At 65.5% G+C, this 18739-nt stretch carries 15 protein-coding genes and 1 pseudogene; 14 read left to right on the top strand and 2 right to left on the bottom strand.

The annotated features are described in order from the left end of the window. Positions 1 to 44: 44 nt before the first annotated feature. The 6 genes from dut to RBB18_RS10655 all read left to right on the top strand — a co-directional run bounded on the left by dut (position 45) and on the right by RBB18_RS10655 (position 7573). Complete coding sequence (gene dut, locus RBB18_RS10680) at positions 45 to 500, top strand: dUTP diphosphatase (RefSeq protein WP_103763873.1); 456 nt, start codon at positions 45 to 47, stop codon at positions 498 to 500. Continuing rightward, complete coding sequence (locus RBB18_RS10675; protein ID WP_306111381.1) at positions 500 to 1564, top strand: HesA/MoeB/ThiF family protein; 1065 nt, start codon at positions 500 to 502, stop codon at positions 1562 to 1564. The genes dut and RBB18_RS10675 overlap by 1 nt, the downstream gene beginning before the upstream one ends. Beyond that, positions 1542 to 3554, top strand: coding sequence for a M3 family metallopeptidase (locus RBB18_RS10670; RefSeq protein WP_306111380.1), 2013 nt, complete (start codon positions 1542 to 1544; stop codon positions 3552 to 3554). Before RBB18_RS10675 ends, RBB18_RS10670 begins: the two co-directional genes overlap by 23 nt. Next, positions 3551 to 4033 carry an RNA pyrophosphohydrolase gene (locus tag RBB18_RS10665; protein ID WP_103763724.1) on the top strand — a complete coding sequence of 161 codons (483 nt, stop codon included), beginning with the start codon at positions 3551 to 3553 and terminating at the stop codon, positions 4031 to 4033. The genes RBB18_RS10670 and RBB18_RS10665 overlap by 4 nt, the downstream gene beginning before the upstream one ends. Next, positions 4030 to 4509 carry a hypothetical protein gene (locus RBB18_RS10660; protein ID WP_103763723.1) on the top strand — a complete coding sequence of 160 codons (480 nt, stop codon included), beginning with the start codon at positions 4030 to 4032 and terminating at the stop codon, positions 4507 to 4509. The genes RBB18_RS10665 and RBB18_RS10660 overlap by 4 nt, the downstream gene beginning before the upstream one ends. A gap of 142 nt (positions 4510 to 4651) precedes the next feature. After that, complete coding sequence (locus tag RBB18_RS10655; RefSeq protein WP_306111379.1) at positions 4652 to 7573, top strand: error-prone DNA polymerase; 2922 nt, start codon at positions 4652 to 4654, stop codon at positions 7571 to 7573. Between the two features lie 361 nt (positions 7574 to 7934). Here RBB18_RS10655 and RBB18_RS10650 read toward each other — a convergent pair whose 3' ends face one another. Then, entirely contained in the window at positions 7935 to 9389 is a 1455-nt protein-coding gene (locus RBB18_RS10650; RefSeq protein WP_306111378.1) for an aldehyde dehydrogenase family protein, read from the bottom strand. Between the two features lie 173 nt (positions 9390 to 9562). Between RBB18_RS10650 and RBB18_RS10645 the strand changes: the two genes are divergently transcribed. The 8 genes from RBB18_RS10645 (at position 9563) to RBB18_RS10615 (ending at position 17774) form a co-directional block, all read left to right on the top strand. Next, complete coding sequence (locus RBB18_RS10645; RefSeq protein ID WP_103763720.1) at positions 9563 to 10633, top strand: substrate-binding domain-containing protein; 1071 nt, start codon at positions 9563 to 9565, stop codon at positions 10631 to 10633. Between the two features lie 137 nt (positions 10634 to 10770). Further along, positions 10771 to 11709, top strand: coding sequence for an ABC transporter substrate-binding protein (locus RBB18_RS10640; protein WP_306111377.1), 939 nt, complete (start codon positions 10771 to 10773; stop codon positions 11707 to 11709). After that, the gene (locus RBB18_RS10635) at positions 11706 to 12698 is read left to right on the top strand and encodes an iron ABC transporter permease (protein WP_306111376.1); all 993 of its coding nucleotides are present in this window, start codon (positions 11706 to 11708) and stop codon (positions 12696 to 12698) included. Before RBB18_RS10640 ends, RBB18_RS10635 begins: the two co-directional genes overlap by 4 nt. Beyond that, on the top strand, positions 12695 to 13669 hold the full coding sequence (locus RBB18_RS10630; protein WP_306111375.1) for an iron ABC transporter permease: 975 nt from the start codon (positions 12695 to 12697) through the stop codon (positions 13667 to 13669). Before RBB18_RS10635 ends, RBB18_RS10630 begins: the two co-directional genes overlap by 4 nt. Continuing rightward, positions 13659 to 14471, top strand: coding sequence for an ABC transporter ATP-binding protein (locus tag RBB18_RS10625; RefSeq protein ID WP_306111374.1), 813 nt, complete (start codon positions 13659 to 13661; stop codon positions 14469 to 14471). Before RBB18_RS10630 ends, RBB18_RS10625 begins: the two co-directional genes overlap by 11 nt. A 137-nt stretch (positions 14472 to 14608) precedes the next feature. Further along, entirely contained in the window at positions 14609 to 16468 is a 1860-nt protein-coding gene (locus RBB18_RS10620; protein ID WP_371931628.1) for a TonB-dependent receptor, read from the top strand. A 57-nt stretch (positions 16469 to 16525) separates the two neighbouring features. Continuing rightward, on the top strand, positions 16526 to 16762 hold the full coding sequence (locus RBB18_RS23180) for a hypothetical protein (RefSeq protein ID WP_371931627.1): 237 nt from the start codon (positions 16526 to 16528) through the stop codon (positions 16760 to 16762). Positions 16763 to 16769: 7 nt separating this feature from the next. Beyond that, positions 16770 to 17774, top strand: coding sequence for a siderophore-interacting protein (locus tag RBB18_RS10615; protein WP_306111373.1), 1005 nt, complete (start codon positions 16770 to 16772; stop codon positions 17772 to 17774). An 86-nt stretch (positions 17775 to 17860) separates the two neighbouring features. Here RBB18_RS10615 and RBB18_RS10610 read toward each other — a convergent pair. Continuing rightward, positions 17861 to 18567: pseudogene (locus RBB18_RS10610) on the bottom strand (IS6 family transposase). Positions 18568 to 18739: the final 172 nt, after the last annotated feature.

Here is an 18739-nt window from a genome sequence, read left to right as displayed (position 1 = left end):
GCGAGGATATTTATGGCCAGAGGAAAAGCAGGAAGAACCGGCGCATGGTGAGCATTTCGGTGATGTGGGACGACGGCGCGGACCGTGAGTTGGGTCTGCCGCGCTATGAGACGGCGGGGGCGGCGGGGGCGGACCTGCGCGCGAACTTGGCCGATCGGGGCGCTGTGGTGATCGCGCCGGGAGCGCGGGCGCTGGTGTCGACGGGGCTGCGGCTGGCGATACCCGAGGGGTACGAGGTGCAGGTGCGGCCGCGCTCGGGGCTGGCGTTGAAGCACGGGATCACGCTGCCCAACAGCCCTGGGACGATCGACAGCGATTATCGCGGACCGTTGGGGGTGATCGTGATGAATGCCGGGGCCGAGCCGTTCACGGTGGAGCACGGGATGCGGATCGCGCAGATGGTGGTGGCGCCGGTGGTTCAGGCGGAATTCGACGTGGTGGAGCGCCTTGAGGACACCGCGCGCGGGACGGGCGGTTTCGGGTCGACGGGGGCAGGCTGATGCTGTTGGTGCTTGTGCTGGCCGGTGCGATCTGGGGGCTTGGGGCGTGGATGGGCGCGCCGCGGCGGCAACGCTGGATGATGATCGCGATCCTTTGGGCGTTCGTGGTGCTGACGCAACTGGTGCTGCCCGATGGGAACGGGTTGCGCGAGGCGACGGGCGGCACGGCGGCGCCTTGGCTGTTGCTGGCCGGAGCGGTGGCGCTGCTCCTGGCCTACCGGCAGGTGCTGCGGCGACTGCGGGGCCGGGTGGCGGCGCCGGAGCCGGAGAAACCGAAGGGGCTGTTCGCGCCGACGGAGCTGGAACGCTATGCGCGGCATATCGTGCTGCGCGAGATCGGCGGGCCGGGGCAGAAAGCCTTGAAACAGGCGAAGGTGCTGGTGATCGGGGCCGGGGGGCTGGGCTCGCCCGCGATCCTCTACCTGGCGGCGGCAGGCGTGGGGCGGATCGGTGTGATCGACGACGACGTGGTGGATGCGACCAACCTGCAACGGCAGGTGATACACACCGATGCGCGGATCGACATGCCCAAGGTGCATTCGGCGGCGCAGGCGGCGGAGGCGGTGAATCCATACGTGGAGATGCGCCCCTATCAGCGGCGGTTGAGCGAGGCGTTCGCGGCGGACTTGTTTGCCGAGTATGATCTGGTGTTGGACGGGACGGACAATTTCGACACGCGCTACCTGGCCAACCGGGTGGCGGTGGCGCAGGGCAAGCCCTTGATTTCAGGGGCGTTGTCGCAATGGGAAGGGCAGGTGAGCGTGTTTGATCCGGCGAAGGGCGCGCCCTGCTACCAGTGCATTTTCCCCGAGGCCCCGGCGCCGGGGCTGGCGCCGAGTTGCGCGGAAGCCGGCGTGCTGGGACCGTTGCCGGGCGTGGTGGGGGCGATGATGGCGGTGGAGGCCGTGAAGGTGATCACGCAGGCGGGTGCGGCGCTGCGGGGTGAAATGCTGATCTATGACGCCCTATATGGGGAAAGCCGGAAGATATCACTGAGCCGCCGGGCGGACTGCCCCGTGTGCGGCCAAAGAGGAGAGCAAGATGACCAATCCGCTGTTGAGTGAGTGGGAGACGCCGTTCGAGATGGCGCCGTTCGACATCGTGTCGGACGAGGATTTCGCACCTGCGTTCGAGGCCGCCCTGGAAGAGGCGCGGGGCGAGATCGCGGCGATTGCGGACAATCCCGCGCCGCCGACATTTGCCAACACGGTGGAAGCGCTGGAAGTGGCGGGCGACAGGCTGGACAAGGTTCTGTCGGTGTTCTTTACCGTGGCAGGGGCCGACAGCAACGACAGGCGGCAGGAATTGCAGCGGGAGTTCAGCCCGAAGCTGGCCGCGTATTCGTCGGAGATCTACGGCAACAAGGCGCTGTTTCAGCGGATCGCGACGTTGTGGGACGCGCGCGAGAGCCTGGGGCTGACCGAGGAGCAGGAGCGGGTGCTGATGCTGACGCATCGCGGGTTTCGCCGCGCCGGGGCCGGGCTGGAAGGCGCGGCGGACGCGCGGATGCGCGAGATTCGCGCGCGGCTTGCGGAACTGGGCACGGCCTTCACGCAGAACCTGCTGAAAGACGAGGCGGGGTGGTTCATGGAATTGAACGAGGCGGACCTGGACGGGCTGCCGGAGTTCGTGGTGCGCTCGGCCCGGGCGGCGGGCGAGGAGAAAGGCGCGGAGGGGCCGGTGATCACGCTGTCGCGGTCGTTGATCGTGCCGTTCCTGCAGTTCTCGCCGCGGAGGGATTTGCGGGAGAAAGCCTATGAGGCGTGGACCTCGCGCGGGGCCAATGGGGGCGAGACGGACAACCGCGAGATTGCCGCAGAGGTACTGAAGCTGCGCGAGGAGCGGGCGAAGCTGTTGGGCTACGAGAGTTTCGCGGCGTTCAAGCTGGAGACCGAGATGGCCAAGACTCCCGAGGCGGTGCGGGGGCTGTTGATGGATGTCTGGGGCCCGGCCCGCGCGCAGGCGGAGGCGGATGCGGACGTGCTGACCGAGATGATGCGCGCGGATGGCGTGAACGGCCCGCTGGAGCCGTGGGACTGGCGATACTATTCGGAAAAGCGGCGCAAGATCGAGCATGATCTGGATGAGACCGCGCTGAAGCCGTATTTGCAGCTGGACCGGATGATCGAGGCGGCGTTCGCCTGTGCGCATCGGCTGTTCGGGCTGGAGTTCGAGCGGCTGGATGTGCCGCTTTACCACTCCGATTGCCGGGCGTGGGAGGTGACGCGGGAGGGGCGCCATGTGGCTGTCTTTATCGGGGATTACTTTGCGCGCGGATCGAAGCGGTCGGGCGCGTGGTGTTCGGCCATGCGGGGCCAGCGGAAGTTTCCCGATGTGAAGGGGCCGGTGGTGATCAACGTGTGCAATTTCGCCAAGGGCGATCCGGCGCTGTTGAGCTATGACGATGCGCGGACGCTCTTTCACGAGTTCGGGCACGCGCTGCACCAGATGCTGTCGGACGTGACTTATGAGAGCATTTCGGGCACGTCCGTGGCGCGGGATTTCGTGGAATTGCCGAGCCAACTCTATGAGCACTGGCTGGAGGTGCCGGAGGTGCTGTCGGAGTTCGCGACGCACGCCGAGACGGGCGAGCCGATGCCGCAGGAGATGCTGGACAAGGTGCTGGGCGCCGCCACCTATGACATGGGGTTCCAGACGGTGGAATACGTGGCCTCGGCCATGGTCGATCTGGCCTTCCACGAGGGGGAGGCTCCCGACGATCCGATGGCGAAACAGGCCGCGGTGTTGGCGGAGATGGGGATGCCCCGCGCGATAAGGATGCGCCACGCGACGCCGCATTTCGCGCATGTGTTCAGTGGCGACGGGTATTCGAGCGGCTATTACAGCTACATGTGGTCGGAGGTGATGGATGCCGATGCCTTTGCCGCGTTCGAGGAAGCGGGCGGGGCGTTTGACGCCGAGAAGGCGAAGGCGCTGGAGGAGAATATCCTGTCGACCGGCGGATCGCGCGAGGCGGAGGAGTTGTACCTGGCCTTCCGCGGGCGGATGCCCGGCGTTGAGGCGCTCTTGAAAGGACGGGGATTGGCGGCATGACACCGGAAGAGATCGAAAAGCTGCCGTATCGGCCCTGCGCGGGGGTGATGCTGGTGAACGAGGATGGCAAGGTCTTTGTCGGCCAGCGGATCGACAGCGAGTATGACGCCTGGCAGATGCCGCAAGGCGGGATCGACGAGGGCGAGGCTCCGCGGGACGCGGCCCTGCGCGAGCTGTGGGAAGAAACCGGGGTGAAGGCCGACCTCGTGACGGTGGAGGCGGAGACGCCGGAGTGGATACCTTACGACCTGCCGCATGAGCTGGTGCCGAAGCTGTGGAAGGCGCAATACCGGGGGCAGATGCAGAAGTGGTTTCTGCTGCGGTTTCATGGGGTCGATGCGGATGTGGACATCACCCTGCCGCCGGCGGAGTTTTCCAGATGGAAGTGGATATCGCCGGACGAGGTGGTGGACGCCATCGTGCCGTTCAAGCGCGGGGTTTATGCCAATGTGATGAACGCGTTTGGAGACAGGCTATGAAGACGTTTTTGACGAGTATGGCCTTGGTACTGGCGGCTGGACCGGCGCTGGCACTGTCGTGCCTGCGGCCGGACGTGGCGCGGACCTACAGCCAGGCGTCGGAGGCGGAGCAGGCCTATGTGGTGGTGGCGGGCGCGTTGCGGTTCGACGAGGGCCGGCTGCCCGAGAATGACGGCACCAACCAGGACCGGCGGACCGTGGCGATCCCGGCGCGGCTGGAGGGGAAATCGCTGTCGCGGGCCGGGTTCACGACGCCGTTTGCGCGGGACATCACGCTGGAAGTCAGCTGTTTCGGGCCGTGGTGTGGCGGGGCGCAGTCGGGGGCGGAGTACCTCGTTTTTTTGGAAAAGCACGGGCGGAAGCTGGTGATGGTGGCCGACCCTTGCGGCAGCTGGGCCTTTCCCGAGCCGTCGGCGGAGCAGGTCAAGCAGGTGGAGACCTGCATGGGCGGGTTGGAGTGTGTGCCGCTGAAGTGAGGGGGGACGCGTGGGTTTTCACCCGCCCTACGAGGTCCCGGATCGGGTCCGGGACGGGGTGAGTGGGCCCCGCGCGGCTTTCACCAACCCCACGATTCGGACTCGAAATGAGAACAAAAGGTGAATATGATGCGGGTCTGCCATGTTCACCGAATTGTCGATCACCTCCAATTTCACCTTCCTGACCGGGGCGTCCCATGCCGAGGAATACGTGGCGCGGGCGGCAGAGCTGGGTCTGGCGGGGCTGGCCATTGCCGACGAGAACTCGGTCGCGGGCGTGGTGCGCGCCCATGCGGCGGTGCGCGAGATCGCCCGCGTGGTGGCCGAGCGGGAGCGCATCGAGGCGCGTGACGGCGCCATAGGCCCGCCCGCGCCGCAGCCGCGCGCGCCCGAGTGGGCCCATGTGCCGCGCTTCTACCCCGCCGCGCGGCTGGTGCTGCGCGAGGGACTGGTGCTGACCGCCCTGCCCGAGACGCGGCAAGGGTGGGGGCGGCTGAGCCGGTTGATCAGTGCCGGGCGGCTGCGGGTCGAGAAGGGGGAATGCGACCTGCGGCTGGACGACCTGCTGGAGAGGATGGAGGAGATCGTGCTGTTGCTGCATCCGCCCGAGGGGGCGTTGCGCGAGTGGCAGCGTCACGCGGGGCGGTTGGTGAAGGGTGTTGGTGGGCAGTGTTACCTGCTGATGGCGCCGCGCTATGACGGGCAGGATGCGAAGCGGCTCAAACGGCTGGCGGCGCTGGCGGGGGAGCTGGGGCTGGAAACCGTCGCCTCGGCCCTGCCCGCGATGCACCACGCGCGGCGGCGGCGGCTGGCGGATGTGCTGACCGCGATCCGGCAGGGGCGGCGGGTGGACGAGTTGGGCCGGGATGCGTTGGCCAACGGCGAGCAGCGGTTGCGGTCCGAGGCGGAGATGTTGCGGCTGTTCGCGGGGCACGAGGACGCGGTGCGGCGCACGGGGGAGGTGGCGGCGCGGCTGCGGTTCTCGCTGGACGAGTTGCGGTACGAGTATCCCAGCGAGGTGTCGCAGGGGGAAACGGCGCCGCAAAGGCTGCGGCGGCTGGCCATGGAGGGGTTGCGCTGGCGCTATCCCGACGGCGCGCCGGAGCGGGTGCGCGGGATGATCGAGCACGAGCTGACGCTGATCGCCAAGCTGAATTACGAGCCTTATTTCCTGACGGTGCGCGACGTGGTGGCCTTTGCCCGGTCGCGCGGGATCCTGTGCCAGGGTCGCGGGTCGGCGGCCAATTCGGTGGTGTGCTATTGCCTGGGTGTGACATCGGTCAGCCCGGAGACCGGCACGATGGTGTTCGAGCGGTTCGTAAGCGAGGCGCGCAACGAGCCGCCCGATATCGACGTGGATTTCGAGCATGAGCGGCGCGAGGAGGTGATCCAGCATATATACGAGCGCTATGGCCGGCACCGCGCGGGGCTGTGCGCGACGGTCATTCATTACCGGGGCAAGCGGGCCATCCGCGAGGTCGGTGCGGCGATGGGGCTGAGCCAGGACACGGTGGGGGCGCTGTCCTCGCAGTTATGGGGGTTCTTTGCGACCTCGGGCGCGGTGGAGCGGGAGCGGATGCGCGAGATCGGGCTTGACCCCGACGACCGGCGGCTGCGCCAGACGATGGAGCTGGTGCGCGAGATCGAGGGGTTTCCGCGGCACCTGAGCCAGCACGTGGGCGGGTTCGTCATCACCGAGGGGCGGTTGGACGAGCTGGTGCCCATTGAGAACGCCACGATGGAAGGCCGCACGGTCATCTGCTGGGACAAGGACGATATCGACGCGCTGGGCATCCTGAAGGTGGATGTGCTGGCGCTGGGGATGCTGAGCTGTCTGCGCAAGGCGTTCGACCTGATCGATCAGCATCACGGGCAGACGCATACGCTGGCCTCGCTGCCGCCGGAAGACCCGCGCGTCTATGACATGCTGTGCAAGGCGGACACGATCGGGGTGTTCCAGGTGGAGTCGCGCGCGCAGATGAATTTCCTGCCCCGGATGCGGCCGCGGACGTTTTATGACCTGGTGATCGAGGTGGCGATCATCCGGCCCGGGCCCATTCAGGGCGACATGGTGCACCCCTATATCCGGCGGCGGAATGGCGAGGAAAAGGTCGAGTTTCCGTCCGACGAGCTGGGCCGGGTGCTGGGCAAGACGCTGGGGGTGCCGCTGTTCCAGGAACAGGCCATGCAGATCGCCATCATCGGGGCCGGGTTCACGCCGGACGAGGCGGACCGGCTGCGCCGGTCGCTGGCGACGTTCAAGAAGCACGGGAATATCAGCGAATTCCGCACGCGGTTTCTGAGGGGGATGCGAGCCAATGGCTATGACATGGAGTTCGCCGAACGGTGTTTCAGCCAGATCGAGGGGTTCGGCAGCTACGGTTTCCCCGAAAGCCATGCGGCGAGCTTTGCGCTGCTGGTCTATGCGAGTGCATGGGTCAAGCGGCACCATCCGGGGATCTTTGCCTGTGCACTGCTGAACGCGCAGCCTATGGGGTTCTACGCGCCGGCGCAGATCGTGCGGGACGCGCGGGAGCACGGCGTGGAGGTGCGCCCGGTCTGCATCAACGCCAGTTTCTGGGACAACGTGATGGAGCCCGACGAAGCCGGCGGGCTGGCCCTGCGGCTGGGGTTCCGGCAGGTCAAGGGGATGGTGGAGGAAGACGCCCACTGGATCACCGCGGCGCGGGGCAACGGGTACCGCGAGGTGAGCGACGTGTGGCGTCGCGCGGGCGTGGCGCCCGAGGTGATGACGCGGCTGGCGGAGGCGGATGCCTTTGCCAGCATCGACGTGGCGCGGCGCGGGGCGCTGTGGGAAACGCATGCGATGGTGGGCAAGAGCGCGCTGCCGCTGTTCGCCGGGGACATGGAGGGCGAGGCGGTGTTCGAGCCCGACGTGGACCTGCCCGCCATGACCACGGGCGAGGAGGTGGTGGAGGATTACGTTTCGATGCGGTTGTCGCTGAAGGCGCACCCGCTTGCGCTGCTGCGCGATGTGTTGACGCCTGCCGCTTCGACACGGCGCCCGCCCGCCAACCCCGCCGTGTCGAAGCGGCAGGGGTAAGAAACGCAGACCTCATCGCGCGCGGCAGGTGCTGGAGCCTCCGGCGGGAGTATTGTCAGGCGATGAGATGATTTTCTGTCAGTTGGTTAATGCAGGTGACCGTGGAAAAACCATCCATTGCGCAAGTTGGCCCAAGCTCGGGACCAGGCGCGGGGTCGGAGGGTAATGTCGTGGCCATCCAGACAGGGCTGCTTGCGACACCGCAGTTTCAGCTACGGCAAGGTGTTCACGCCCTGGCACACTCGCATGACGGTTCGACAGCAGAACGGCCCGCCGGGAGGAGGCGGGCCGTTGCGCTTGCGGGGTCTTGCCGACCGGGAGGATGGGAGGAAGACACGGCCCCGCGATGACGGATCAGGTGTCACGCGCCATGCGCGATCCAGATCGATTTCGGTTCGGTGAAGTTTTCCAGCGCGATCTCGCCGTGCTCGCGGCCAAAGCCGGAGTCCCGAGTGCCGCCCCATGGCAACCGCACGTCGGTCGGCCCAAAGGTGTTGGCCCAGACGGTGCCTGCCTTCAGGTCGCGAAGGAAACGGTGCATCCGGCGCATGTCATTGGTCCAGATACCCGCCGCGAGACTGAAGCTGGTACCGTTGGCGATGGCGAGCGCCTCATCCTCGTCATCGAAGCCGATCACCGAGGCGACAGGGCCGAAAATCTCCTCCTGCGAGATGCGCATCTCGGGGCGGACATCGTCGAACACGGTCGGGGCGACAAAATATCCGCGCTCCATTGCGCGGGCGCCGCCTGTCACGAGCCGTGCGCCCTCTTCCTCGCCGATATGGATATAGTCGAGAATCCGGTCCATCTGTTTCTCGGAAACGACCGGCCCCATCTGCGTGCCGCCATCGGACGGATCGCCGGTTCGGATCTTCTCGGCCCGCGCCACGAGCCGTTCCACGACTTGCTCGCGGATCGAGTTGTGGACGACGATCCGGGAGCCGGCCGAGCAGACCTGTCCGCTGTTGAAGAAAATACCGGACGCGGCGGCCTTGGCCGCGGTTTCAATGTCGGCATCGGGAAAGATGACGTTGGCCGATTTGCCGCCAAGTTCCAGAGTGACGCGCTTGAGGTTGCCCGCGGAGCCTTGCAGGATCTGCCGGCCGACCCCCGGAGAGCCGGTGAAGGTCACCTTGTCCACGTCCGGGTGATCGACCAGTGCCTGCCCCGCGACGGCGCCGAAGCCCGGCACGACGTTCAGCACGCCGGCGGGAATGCCGGCCTCGAGCGCAAGTTCACCCAGTTTCAGCGCGGTCAGCGGTGTGAGTTCCGCCGGTTTCAGGACCACGGTGCAGCCGCAGGCCAGGGCCGGGGCAATCTTCCACATGCCGATCATCATCGGGAAGTTCCAGGGTACGATGGCCCCGACCACGCCGACCGGCTCTCGTACGGTGTAGGTCAGTGCGTCCTGCCGGGCGGGAATGACCTGTCCGTTGATCTTGTCGGCGAAGCCTGCGTAGTAGGTCAGCGTGTCCAGCACCGCCGGCATGTCCTGCCGCCGGATGGTCGAGACCGGTTTGCCGGAATCGAGGCTTTCCAGTTCGATCAGTTCGTCCTGATCGCGGCGGATGAGGTCGGCGAAGCGCAGCAGGATCTGGCCGCGATCGGCTGCGCGCATCCGGCCCCAGTCACCGGTCAGCGCCTCCCGGGCGGAGGCGACCGCGTCGTTCACATCCTCCACGCCCGCCTCGGCGACCTGTGCGAGCGGTTGCTCGGTGGCCGGGTTGAGCGTTTCAAAGCTGCGACCGGAACGCGCCGGCATCCGTTCACCATGAATGATCAGATCCGCGCGGGTGGTCGAGATGTCGTAGGGCATGGCGTCCTCACTATATGCATTTAAGTTCATATTTAGCCTTCGGCTCCGTGCTTTGGAAGCCGCATGCCCTCAACTTAGGAATGGTTTTCGTTTGATAAAATATGATATTTACTGCATATAAGCCGAAATGACTGCTTAAAGTTATGCACTGATGTGCATATTAAGGAGACCACATGCAGATCGAGATTGTCCCCGTCTGGCGCTTTCGTAAGTCCGAAGACGAGCCGCCGATGATGGTCATGCTGGATTTTCTCAACGAGATCCGCGCCACCGGCAAGATCACGCGCGCTGCCGAGCAGGCGCAGATCTCCTACCGGCACGCGTGGAACCTGATCGAGAAATGGTCGGACTTCTTCGAGACACCGCTGGTGGAGCGCAAACGCGGCAAGGGCACTAGCCTGACGCCGTTCGGCGAACGGCTGGTCTGGGCGGGACAGCGGCTGCAAGCCCGGCTGATGCCGCAGCTCGCCAACCTGGTGCACGAGCTGGAGGCGGAACTGGTGGAATTTCTTCCGCAGGCCACCACGGAGATTCGTGCTCATGCCAGCCACGGGTTCGCCGTGGAACAGTTGCAGCACATCCTGGACAGTCAGGGCGACATGGTCTTTGACCTGCGGTACGTCAGCAACGAAACCTCACTGATGGCATTAAAGCGAGGCGAATGCGATCTTGCCGGGCTGCATCTGCCACAGGGGCCGTTGCGTCAGCAGGCGATCGAGGCGAACCGGGAATTCCTGACCGGAGAGCGCTACAGCGTGATCAGCTTCGTCACCCGCGAAATGGGCTTGATGCTCGGGGCCAACAATCCGTTGGGCATTCGGGGCGTCGAGGACCTGAAGACCCCCGATATCCGTTTTGTCGCGCGCGACCCGGTCTCGGGGACGGCGCATCTCTTCAAGCAGATCCTTGCGCAACTTGGCATGACGCCGGAGGACATTGGCGGCGGGCATCCGCCCTTCGAGTTCACCCATGCCGCCGTTGCCGCCTATGTCGCGAGCGGAATGGCCGATGCGAGCTTCGGCGTGGAGGCCGCCGCGCGTCGGTTCAACCTGGAGTTTCTGCCCCTGGTGACAGAGGACTACGTGTTCGTCTGTCGCGACGCGCTGCTGGCGTCGGAAGCCATGAAGCGGGTCATCGCCGCCATGCAGAGCCGGGAGTTCGCGAGCGCAATCAAGATCCTTCCGGGATATCGTGCAGCCAATCCCGGCGCAGTGCGGCCAGTGGCCGAGATTTTCGGAGAATGAATGCCGTTTATCGCAAGCTGCGCCAGAACGGCATACCGCGATCAGATTGACATTGCTTGGTTATGCTCGCAGCATATGTTCAGCCACGCGTGCAGACCTTGCCCGAAGCCAGACACCCACCTGATCCCGGAGTCTGCATGCGTTTTCCATCTTTGGTTATTGCCGCCCTTTTCCTGTCTGTCGGCGGCGCCGTGGCCTGTGACGGTGTCGCGGTCGAAGACCCGGCGATCTATGGCGGGAACCTGTGCCTCGACGCGGCCCCGGAGCGGGTCGTGGTGCTGGACCCGAGTTTCGGACTGGGCGTGGCGATGGATACAGGGTTGCAGGTCGTCGGCGCGCCACTGGACCTGATGAGTGACGAGACATTGAAGGCGCGCGCCGAGAGGGCGGGTGTGACCAGCATAGGCGCCGTGACCGAGCCGAGCATGGAGGCGATCGTGGCTTTGCAGCCGAATCTGATCCTGGGCTTTGCAGGGTCCGAGAGCATGGCGTCCGGTATCTACCCGATGGCGAGTCAGCTTGCGCCAACTTTGCTTTATACAGACCTCGACTGGCGGGGTTTCTATCGCCTGCTTGCGCCGTTGGGGAACGAGGTTTCAGAGGCCGCCGTCGAGGCCGGGCTTGCCGCCTTCGAGGCGCGAATGGCGGACCTGCGGGCGCGGGTGCCCCACGACCGGACGCTGTCGGTGGTGCGGATCACGTCCTGGGATTTCCAAGTCTACATGGATGCGCCGGTGACCTACGCGCCCTTTGCGCTTTTGCGCGAACTCGGTGTGCAGCGTAGCGCGTACGAGAGCACCGATGACCCCAGCCTGTCGATGAAGCGTCCCGACCTCGAGGAACTGGCTGCGCTGGACGGCGACGTGCTGTTCTACATTGTCGGTGGCACCAATGATTCCGACACCGATGGCCGGTTCGAGGAAGTGACGGGCAACCCGCTGTGGCGGATGCTGCCGGCGGTGGAGACGGAGCGTGCCTATCGCGTGGATCACGCCCACTGGATGGAGTTCAGCGGGCTCGATGCCGCCAACGCGGTTCTGGATGATGTCGAGCGATACCTGATCGGCACGCCTTGAAGTTTCCTCTTTGGTCGATACTGCTGCCCGGCGCGCTGGCGTTGTTGGCTTTGTCGCTCTGGGCGTTGACCGTGGGCGCATCGGATATGGGGTGGTCGGAGGCGTTGAAGGCCTTGACTGCCGACGGGTCCGACCGGGCGGGCCTGGTGATGCAGGAAGTGCGCCTGCCGCGTGTGCTGGCCGGGCTGCTGACCGGCGCGGCGCTGGCCGTTGCCGGTGCGATTATCCAGGCGATGACGGGCAATCCGCTGGCCGATCCGGGACTCCTGGGCGTGAATGCGGGGGCGGCTTTTGCCGTGGTCTGCGGCATCGCCTTTCTGGGTGTCGATGCGATGGGGGTGCTGGTCTGGCTGGCCTTTCTCGGCGCGGCGCTGGCGGCGGCGCTGGTGCTGGCGCTGGGGTCGGCGGGCCGGTCGGGGGCGAGCCCGGTGCGCCTGATCCTCGCCGGCGTGATCGTGGCCAGTTTCATCGGCGCGCTCACCGCCGCGATCCTCGTGCTGGACGCGCAGACACAGGACGTGGTGCGGCAGTGGACGATTGGCAGTCTGCGTGGCCGGACGCTCGATGTGGTTCTGCCTCTGGTGCCCTACGTGGCCTTTCCGATGGGGCTGGCGCTGGTGCTGTCGGGGCAGGTGACGGCGCTGAGTCTCGGGGCCGAGGTGGCGCGGAGCATCGGGCAGGCGCAGACCGTTTGGCGTCTGGTATCCGCGGCACTGGTGGTAGCCTTGGCAGGGGTGGCCGTGGCGCTGGCGGGGCCGCTGGGATTCGTCGGACTGGTGGTGCCGCACATGGTGCGTCTTTCGGTGGGAGCGGATTACCGGCGGATCCTGCCGGTCGCGGCGGTGGCGGGTGCCGCGCTGGTCGTGGTGGCGGACGCGTTGCCGCGCGCGATCTGGGCGCGGGACGTGCCGGTGGGCGTCTCGATGGCGCTGGTCGGCGCACCGGTCTTCATCTGGCTGGCGCGGCGTCGCACGGGTGGCTTGGCATGACCGGCGCGGTGCTCTGTGCCCTACTGCTGCTGGCTATGCTGCTGGCGCTGGCCGCAGGCGACCAGCCGGTGTCGCCGGTGGACGTGCTGCGCGCGCTGGCCGGGGTGGAGGTGTCGCAAGTCTCGGAGACGATCGTGATGAGCCTGCGCCTGCCGCGCGTGGCGCTGGCGGCCGCGGTGGGGGCGGCGCTGGCGGTGGCGGGCACCGCGACACAGGCGGTTCTGCGCAACCCGCTGGCCGAGCCCGGCCTGCTTGGGATCAATGCGGGTGCGGCCCTGGCCGCGATGATCGTGATCGTCGAGGTTGCCAGCCTGCCCGAAAGCGTTCTGCCCGCCGTCAGTTTCGCCGGTGCGCTGATCACCGCGCTGGCGATCCAGATGTTTGCCTGGCGGGCGGGAACGTCGTCCCTGCGGTTGATCCTCGTGGGAGTGGGGGTCGGCGCACTGGCCGGGGCCGGGGCGAGTTTCATCGCCGCATTCGGTCCGGCCGCTGAGGTGCAGCGTGCGATCACCTGGTCGGCAGGATCGTTGCAGGATGCGCGCTGGGTCAAGCTGGAATGGCTCGTGCTGTGGGGCCTGCCGGGTGCGCTGGCGCTGTGGCTGGCGGCCCGTGAGCTGGACCTGATCGCGCTGGGTGACAGGGTGGCGGGCGGTGTCGGACAACGGGTGCAGCTGGTGCGGGGGCTGGTGATCGTGGCCGTCGCCTTGCTGGCGGGCGCGGCCGTGGCCGCTTCGGGGCCGATCGCCTTTGTCGGACTGGCCGCGCCGCATGTGGCGCGGGCGTTGACCGGGCGCAATCACGCACGGCTGATCCCGGTCGCCGCGGTCTGCGGTGCGATACTGCTGGTGGTGGCCGACCTGGCCGCTCGCCGACTGCTTGCGCCGGTGCAGGTGCCTGTCGGGCTGGCCACCGCGCTGATCGGCGCGCCATTCTTTGGATACCTTCTCTGGAGCCGCCGCAATGAGCTTTGATCCCTCCGAAGCGCAGGCCGGTCTTGTCGCCGAAGCCCTGACCCTTGGCTATGGTGCGTTACCGATCGTGGACAGCTTGTCGGTCACGCTGCCCAAGGGCCGGTTCATTGCGATCCTGGGGCCGAATGGCTGTGGGAAATCGACCCTGCTGAAAGCGCTGTCGCGGCAATTGGCGCCGCTTCAGGGGCAGGTCCTGCTGGACGGACGTGCGATTGCCGATCTCGGGTCCAAGCAGGCCGCGCGGGCGCTGGGCCTGCTGGCGCAGGGGGCGGAGCCGCCCGAGGGCCTGAGCGTCGAAGCGCTTGTGCGGCAGGGCCGCTATCCGCATCGCGGCCCGTTCAGCCCGTGGCAGGCCTGTGATCAGCGGGCGGTGGACCGGGCCTTGCATCAGACCGGCCTGACGGAGCTGCGTGACCGGCCGGTCGAGGTGCTTTCGGGCGGGCAGCGACAGCGGGCCTGGATCGCCATGGTGCTGGCACAGGACGCGCCTGTCCTGTTGCTGGACGAGCCGACGACCTGGTTGGACCTGCGCCACCAGCTGGAAGTACTGGGCCTGATGCGGCGACTGGTGGATGAAGGCGGCCTGACCGTGATCGCGGTGCTGCACGACCTGGACCAGGCGGCGCGGCACGCTGATCACGTGGTCATGATGAAGGCCGGCCGAATCGTTGCCGAAGGCGCGGTGCGCGTAGCCCTGACCAAAGACCGCCTGGCCGAAGTCTTCGGTGTGGATGTCGACGTGCTGGAGGACCCCGCGACCGGGCGGCCAATGTGTGTTCCCCGCTCCATACTGCCGGAATAAGTTGCTAATTTGATACAAGAACGTCGTCGAGCGATGATATCGCCTTGCTTGCGCGGCCTACCTGAGTAATTTGGTCAACAAAGCGAGCGTTACGCCAGCCATTTCCTTTTCAAATGCTTCCGGAAGGACATCTGGCCGTGCTTATTTTCCCGCTCAAGAAGCTGGTTTTCACCAGCAGTATATCGATCCTTGCCGTCACGGCTGCACAGGCGCAGGACGGCCAGATTCCGTTCGACCTCGGCACACTGGAAATCTACGGCGACAGGACTTCGACAGATGCCGAGGACAGTACCGCGCCTCTGAGCGTCGTGCGGGGCGAGCAGTTGGACGATGCCACAATCGCGTCGATCGAGGACACGTTCGGCCTGATCCCCAACGTTCAGGGCGGGGACAGCGCGCTGACCGGCTTTGTCATCCGCGGCGTCAATTCCGAAGGCCAGACGCCGGGGCTGGGTGCGCCGCTGGCATCCTTCTATATCGACGGTGTCCAGCAAACGGTCGAGGGCACGCGCCGTGGCTCACGCTCGACCTTCGATGTCGAGCAGGTGGAGGTCTATCGCGGGCCGCAATCCACGCTCAGCGGCCGCGCCGCGCTGGCCGGTGCCGTCTACGTCAAGACCAAGGACCCGGAGTTCGAACCCGGCGGCGCGATGCGTCTGACCTATGGCAGCGATAACCGTAGAACCGTGGGCATTGCGGGAACCGGCCCGGTTTCGGATACCGTGGCGATCCGGCTGAGCGGTGAGTGGTACCATAAGGACAGTTCGATCGACTATCCCTCCTACCAGGGGTTCAGCGGGTATGACGACATCAGCGAGGACAAGTACCACACGCTGCGCGGCAAACTCCTGTGGACGCCGACCGACCGTACGCGCGTGCTGCTCAGCTATTCCCACTCCTATGACAATACCAGCCCCAACATCGTGGCCAGCGGGACCAACCGCGGTGATGTCAACGGGGCGCTGAGTCCGAACTTTCCGGTCCTGCAGGCGAACTCGGCGGCCTTGAGCCTGTTCTTCGGCATTCCGCCGGAAAACCAGCTGGGCCTGCTGACGGTACTGGAAGAGGTGCGCAATACCACCACGAACAATTTCGGGCTGGAGATCACGCACGAAATCAATGCCAACCTCAAGTTTACCTCGATGACGAGCGTGTCGATGTCGGAAACCGACGTGCGGTCCCTGAACTTCGGCAACCCGGGTGAGTTTACATCGGCCGATGCGGGGCAGCAGCAGGACCTCTTCACGCAGGAATTCCGCCTGAACTACGAGAGCGAGGGTCTGCGCTGGGTGCTGGGCGCCTATGCCGGCCGCGAGGTGCGGGATACCTATCGCCGCGGCACCTACTTCAACACCGGAATCCTGGCCGATCCGACGCAGCCGCTGACCATCGGCATCAACCAGATGACCGATATCGAAACCAACAACACCGCGATTTTCGGCGAGGCGACCTATGAATTCGCGCCCGGCTGGTCGGTGATCGCGGGCGGACGGCTGGATCATATTGACCAGGAAACGACGCAGGTGGTTTCCGGCGCCACGACCAGCTTTTCCTATGACGACGTGGTCGCCCTGGGCAAGCTGGGCCTGACGCGCGAACTGGCCAACGAGGACAGGATATCGCTTGTGGTGCAGCAGGGCTACCGCCCCGGCGGCGCCGGGAGCAACCTGGCTGGCGCGTACCGTTTCGATCCGGAAACCTCCACGGTCGTCGAACTGGGTTACCAGGGGCGGTTCGTGCAGGACCAGCTGGGTTTCTCTGCGACGGCGTTCTGGCAGACATGGGATGACCAGCAGGTCGAGATCGGCCTGTTTCCGAACAACAGCATCGTCAATGCGGGAGAGTCCGAATCTTACGGCGCCGAGTTCGAGCTGGACTACGCGGCGACCGGCAAGCTGGATCTTTTCGCCTCGGTCGGTCTGCTGCATACCGAGTTCAAGGATTTCAACACCGGCGGCGTGAACTACACAGGTCTCGGCTTTCCCAATGCGCCGTAATTCACGGCCGCGGTCGGGTATCGCTGGGGCGCTCCGACCGGATGGTTCTCTTCCGGGGTGGTCAAGCATACCGGGCGGCAGAAATCGCGCTTTGACAACGCGACGCCGGACACGCTCAGCGCCTTCACCACGGTCGATCTGAACGTGGGCTATGCGTGGGATCAGGCCAGGATCACGGCCTATGCGACGAACCTCTTCGACGAGGATTACCTGGTCTACGAGAACAGCAGCGCGAGCCTTCAGGGGCTGGGCAACCGGCAAGAGATCGGCCTGCAGCTCGACTACACGTTTTGAGGCGAGGGTGACGTTTGCGAAAGCGATACTGGCGGTTGACGGCACACGTGCCGTCGCCGCCTTCAGGGTCTTTGCCGAGGACGCCGAGCGACCGGTCGAGCCGCACGGCGACGGGATTCGCATCGGCCTGATGACGGGCGGTCTTGTCGTAGAGCCGCGGGGAAAGGACACTGCGATCACCATCGATGCCACCGATGCGGTCGGCTTGCAGTTGATCCGCGACACACTTGTCGAACGGCTGGCCGGTATGGGGCTTGTCCCCGACTGGCAGGAAGATCTGGCCGGAAAAAAGCCCGGCAACCAGGCGCTTGCGCGGGTCGCCGGGGTGACGCGGATATCGCCCTCCTACAGCAGGGTGGTGATCGAGGGCGATGAGCTTGGGCGTTTCGCCGCCGAGCCGCTGCATTTTCGTCTGTTGATGGGACCGGCGGGCGCGCCCTGGCCGGTGACGGGCGAAACGGGTGCCACGGATTGGCCCGGCGGGATCGGCCAGTGGCATCGGCCGGTCTACACCACGCGGGAGGCCGAACCCACGCGGCAAGGCACGCGCCTGAGCTTTGACGTGTTTCGACATGATGGCGGGCGTGTGACCACGTGGTGCGACCGGGTGGGCCCGGGAGACGAGATCGCCCTGACCGGCCCGGGCGGGAGTGGCTATCCTGCGCCGGTTGGCTGGCTTGGGCTTGTCGGAGATGAAACCGGGATGCCGGTCATGGCGCGAATCCTGTCCGCCTTGCCGCGCGACGCGCGGGGTGCGGCCGCGATCGTCGTGCCGCATTCGGAAGACATTCAGAAGATACCGCATCCCGACGGTGTCACCCTGCGCTGGTGCATCCGGAGCAAGGGGGAAACGCCGATGTCGGCCCTGGCCGGTCTGCCGTTCCCCGAAAGCGACCGGTACATCTTTTTCGCCGCTGAAAGATCCGAGGCAGAGCAGGCGCGCAAGTGGTTGGCCGAAAGAGGATTCCGGAAAGGTGAGTCGCGGACGGCAGCCTACTGGGCGGCAGCGTAATGCTCTTTTAAACGGTGGATCAAGAACATGAGCGGTGCTGTCAGACCAATTCGAACTCGCCTCCTCTTGGACAGTGAAGGTGTCTTTTATGCTGAGCCGAGACTGTGGCACTCGGCGAGAGCGGCGGTTCTGTTCAGCTTGAAGATATCGCGGCTGGAGAGTGTTCGGCCCTGATTGAAGTGGTTGAAAATGGAAGAATGAACGGCAGCGAATTTCTGAAGACTTCGCATTCGGCGGAGGCGCTGCATGGCTCGGTCCCTTCGTCGGAATGGCAGGTGTGAATTCTCAATACGGTTGTTGAGCCAGCGCCCACATGCCTGGAGATCATCACATCCGAGGTCGCGCAGGGCGGCTTTATACGAAGGGAGCCGGTCGGTAACCAGCACCTCTGGACGACCGTAGCGCCGCATCATTTTCCTCAGCATTTTCAATGCGGCTTGCTTGTTTCGTCGCTTTGCAACAACGCTTTCCGGTACGTCGCCTTCGTGATCTACGGCCCGCCAGAGATAGTGGCGCTCGCCTTCAATCTTCACGAAAACTTCGTCCACGTGCCGCTGCCATTTCGAGACGGCACGCAGCTTTTGAACCCGTTTTCTTCTTAGCTCTGAGGCAAACATTGAGCCGAACCTGTTCCACCAATACCGTACCGTCTCGTCGCTGACGTCGATGCCGCGCTCGTGGAGAAGGTTTTGGCATTTCGCAGCGAGAGCGGGAGCCGGACGTAGAGCATCGCCGTCAGACGCATGATCTCGGGACCGGATTTGAAGTACTTGAATGGGGCGCGTTCTGCCATTCGGGCTGGGTAGGCGGAGGTTCAACCCGCCTCAAGCCAAGTTCCTCTGACATGGCCCCGGCACCACCCAGCCAACAATTCAGCGTCTAAGATATTAGGCGGCGTCTGCATTTAGGGGTTCCCAAATCACCTCTCGTTTGATTCAAGATCTAAAACGGGAGGCGATCTTGAG

It is taken from the genome of Roseovarius sp. MMSF_3298 (assembly GCF_030733705.1).
Taxonomy (GTDB): domain Bacteria; phylum Pseudomonadota; class Alphaproteobacteria; order Rhodobacterales; family Rhodobacteraceae; genus Roseovarius; species Roseovarius confluentis.
The sequence above is the reverse complement of the archived record's forward strand: the minus strand, read 5'-3'. Positions and strand labels throughout refer to the sequence as shown.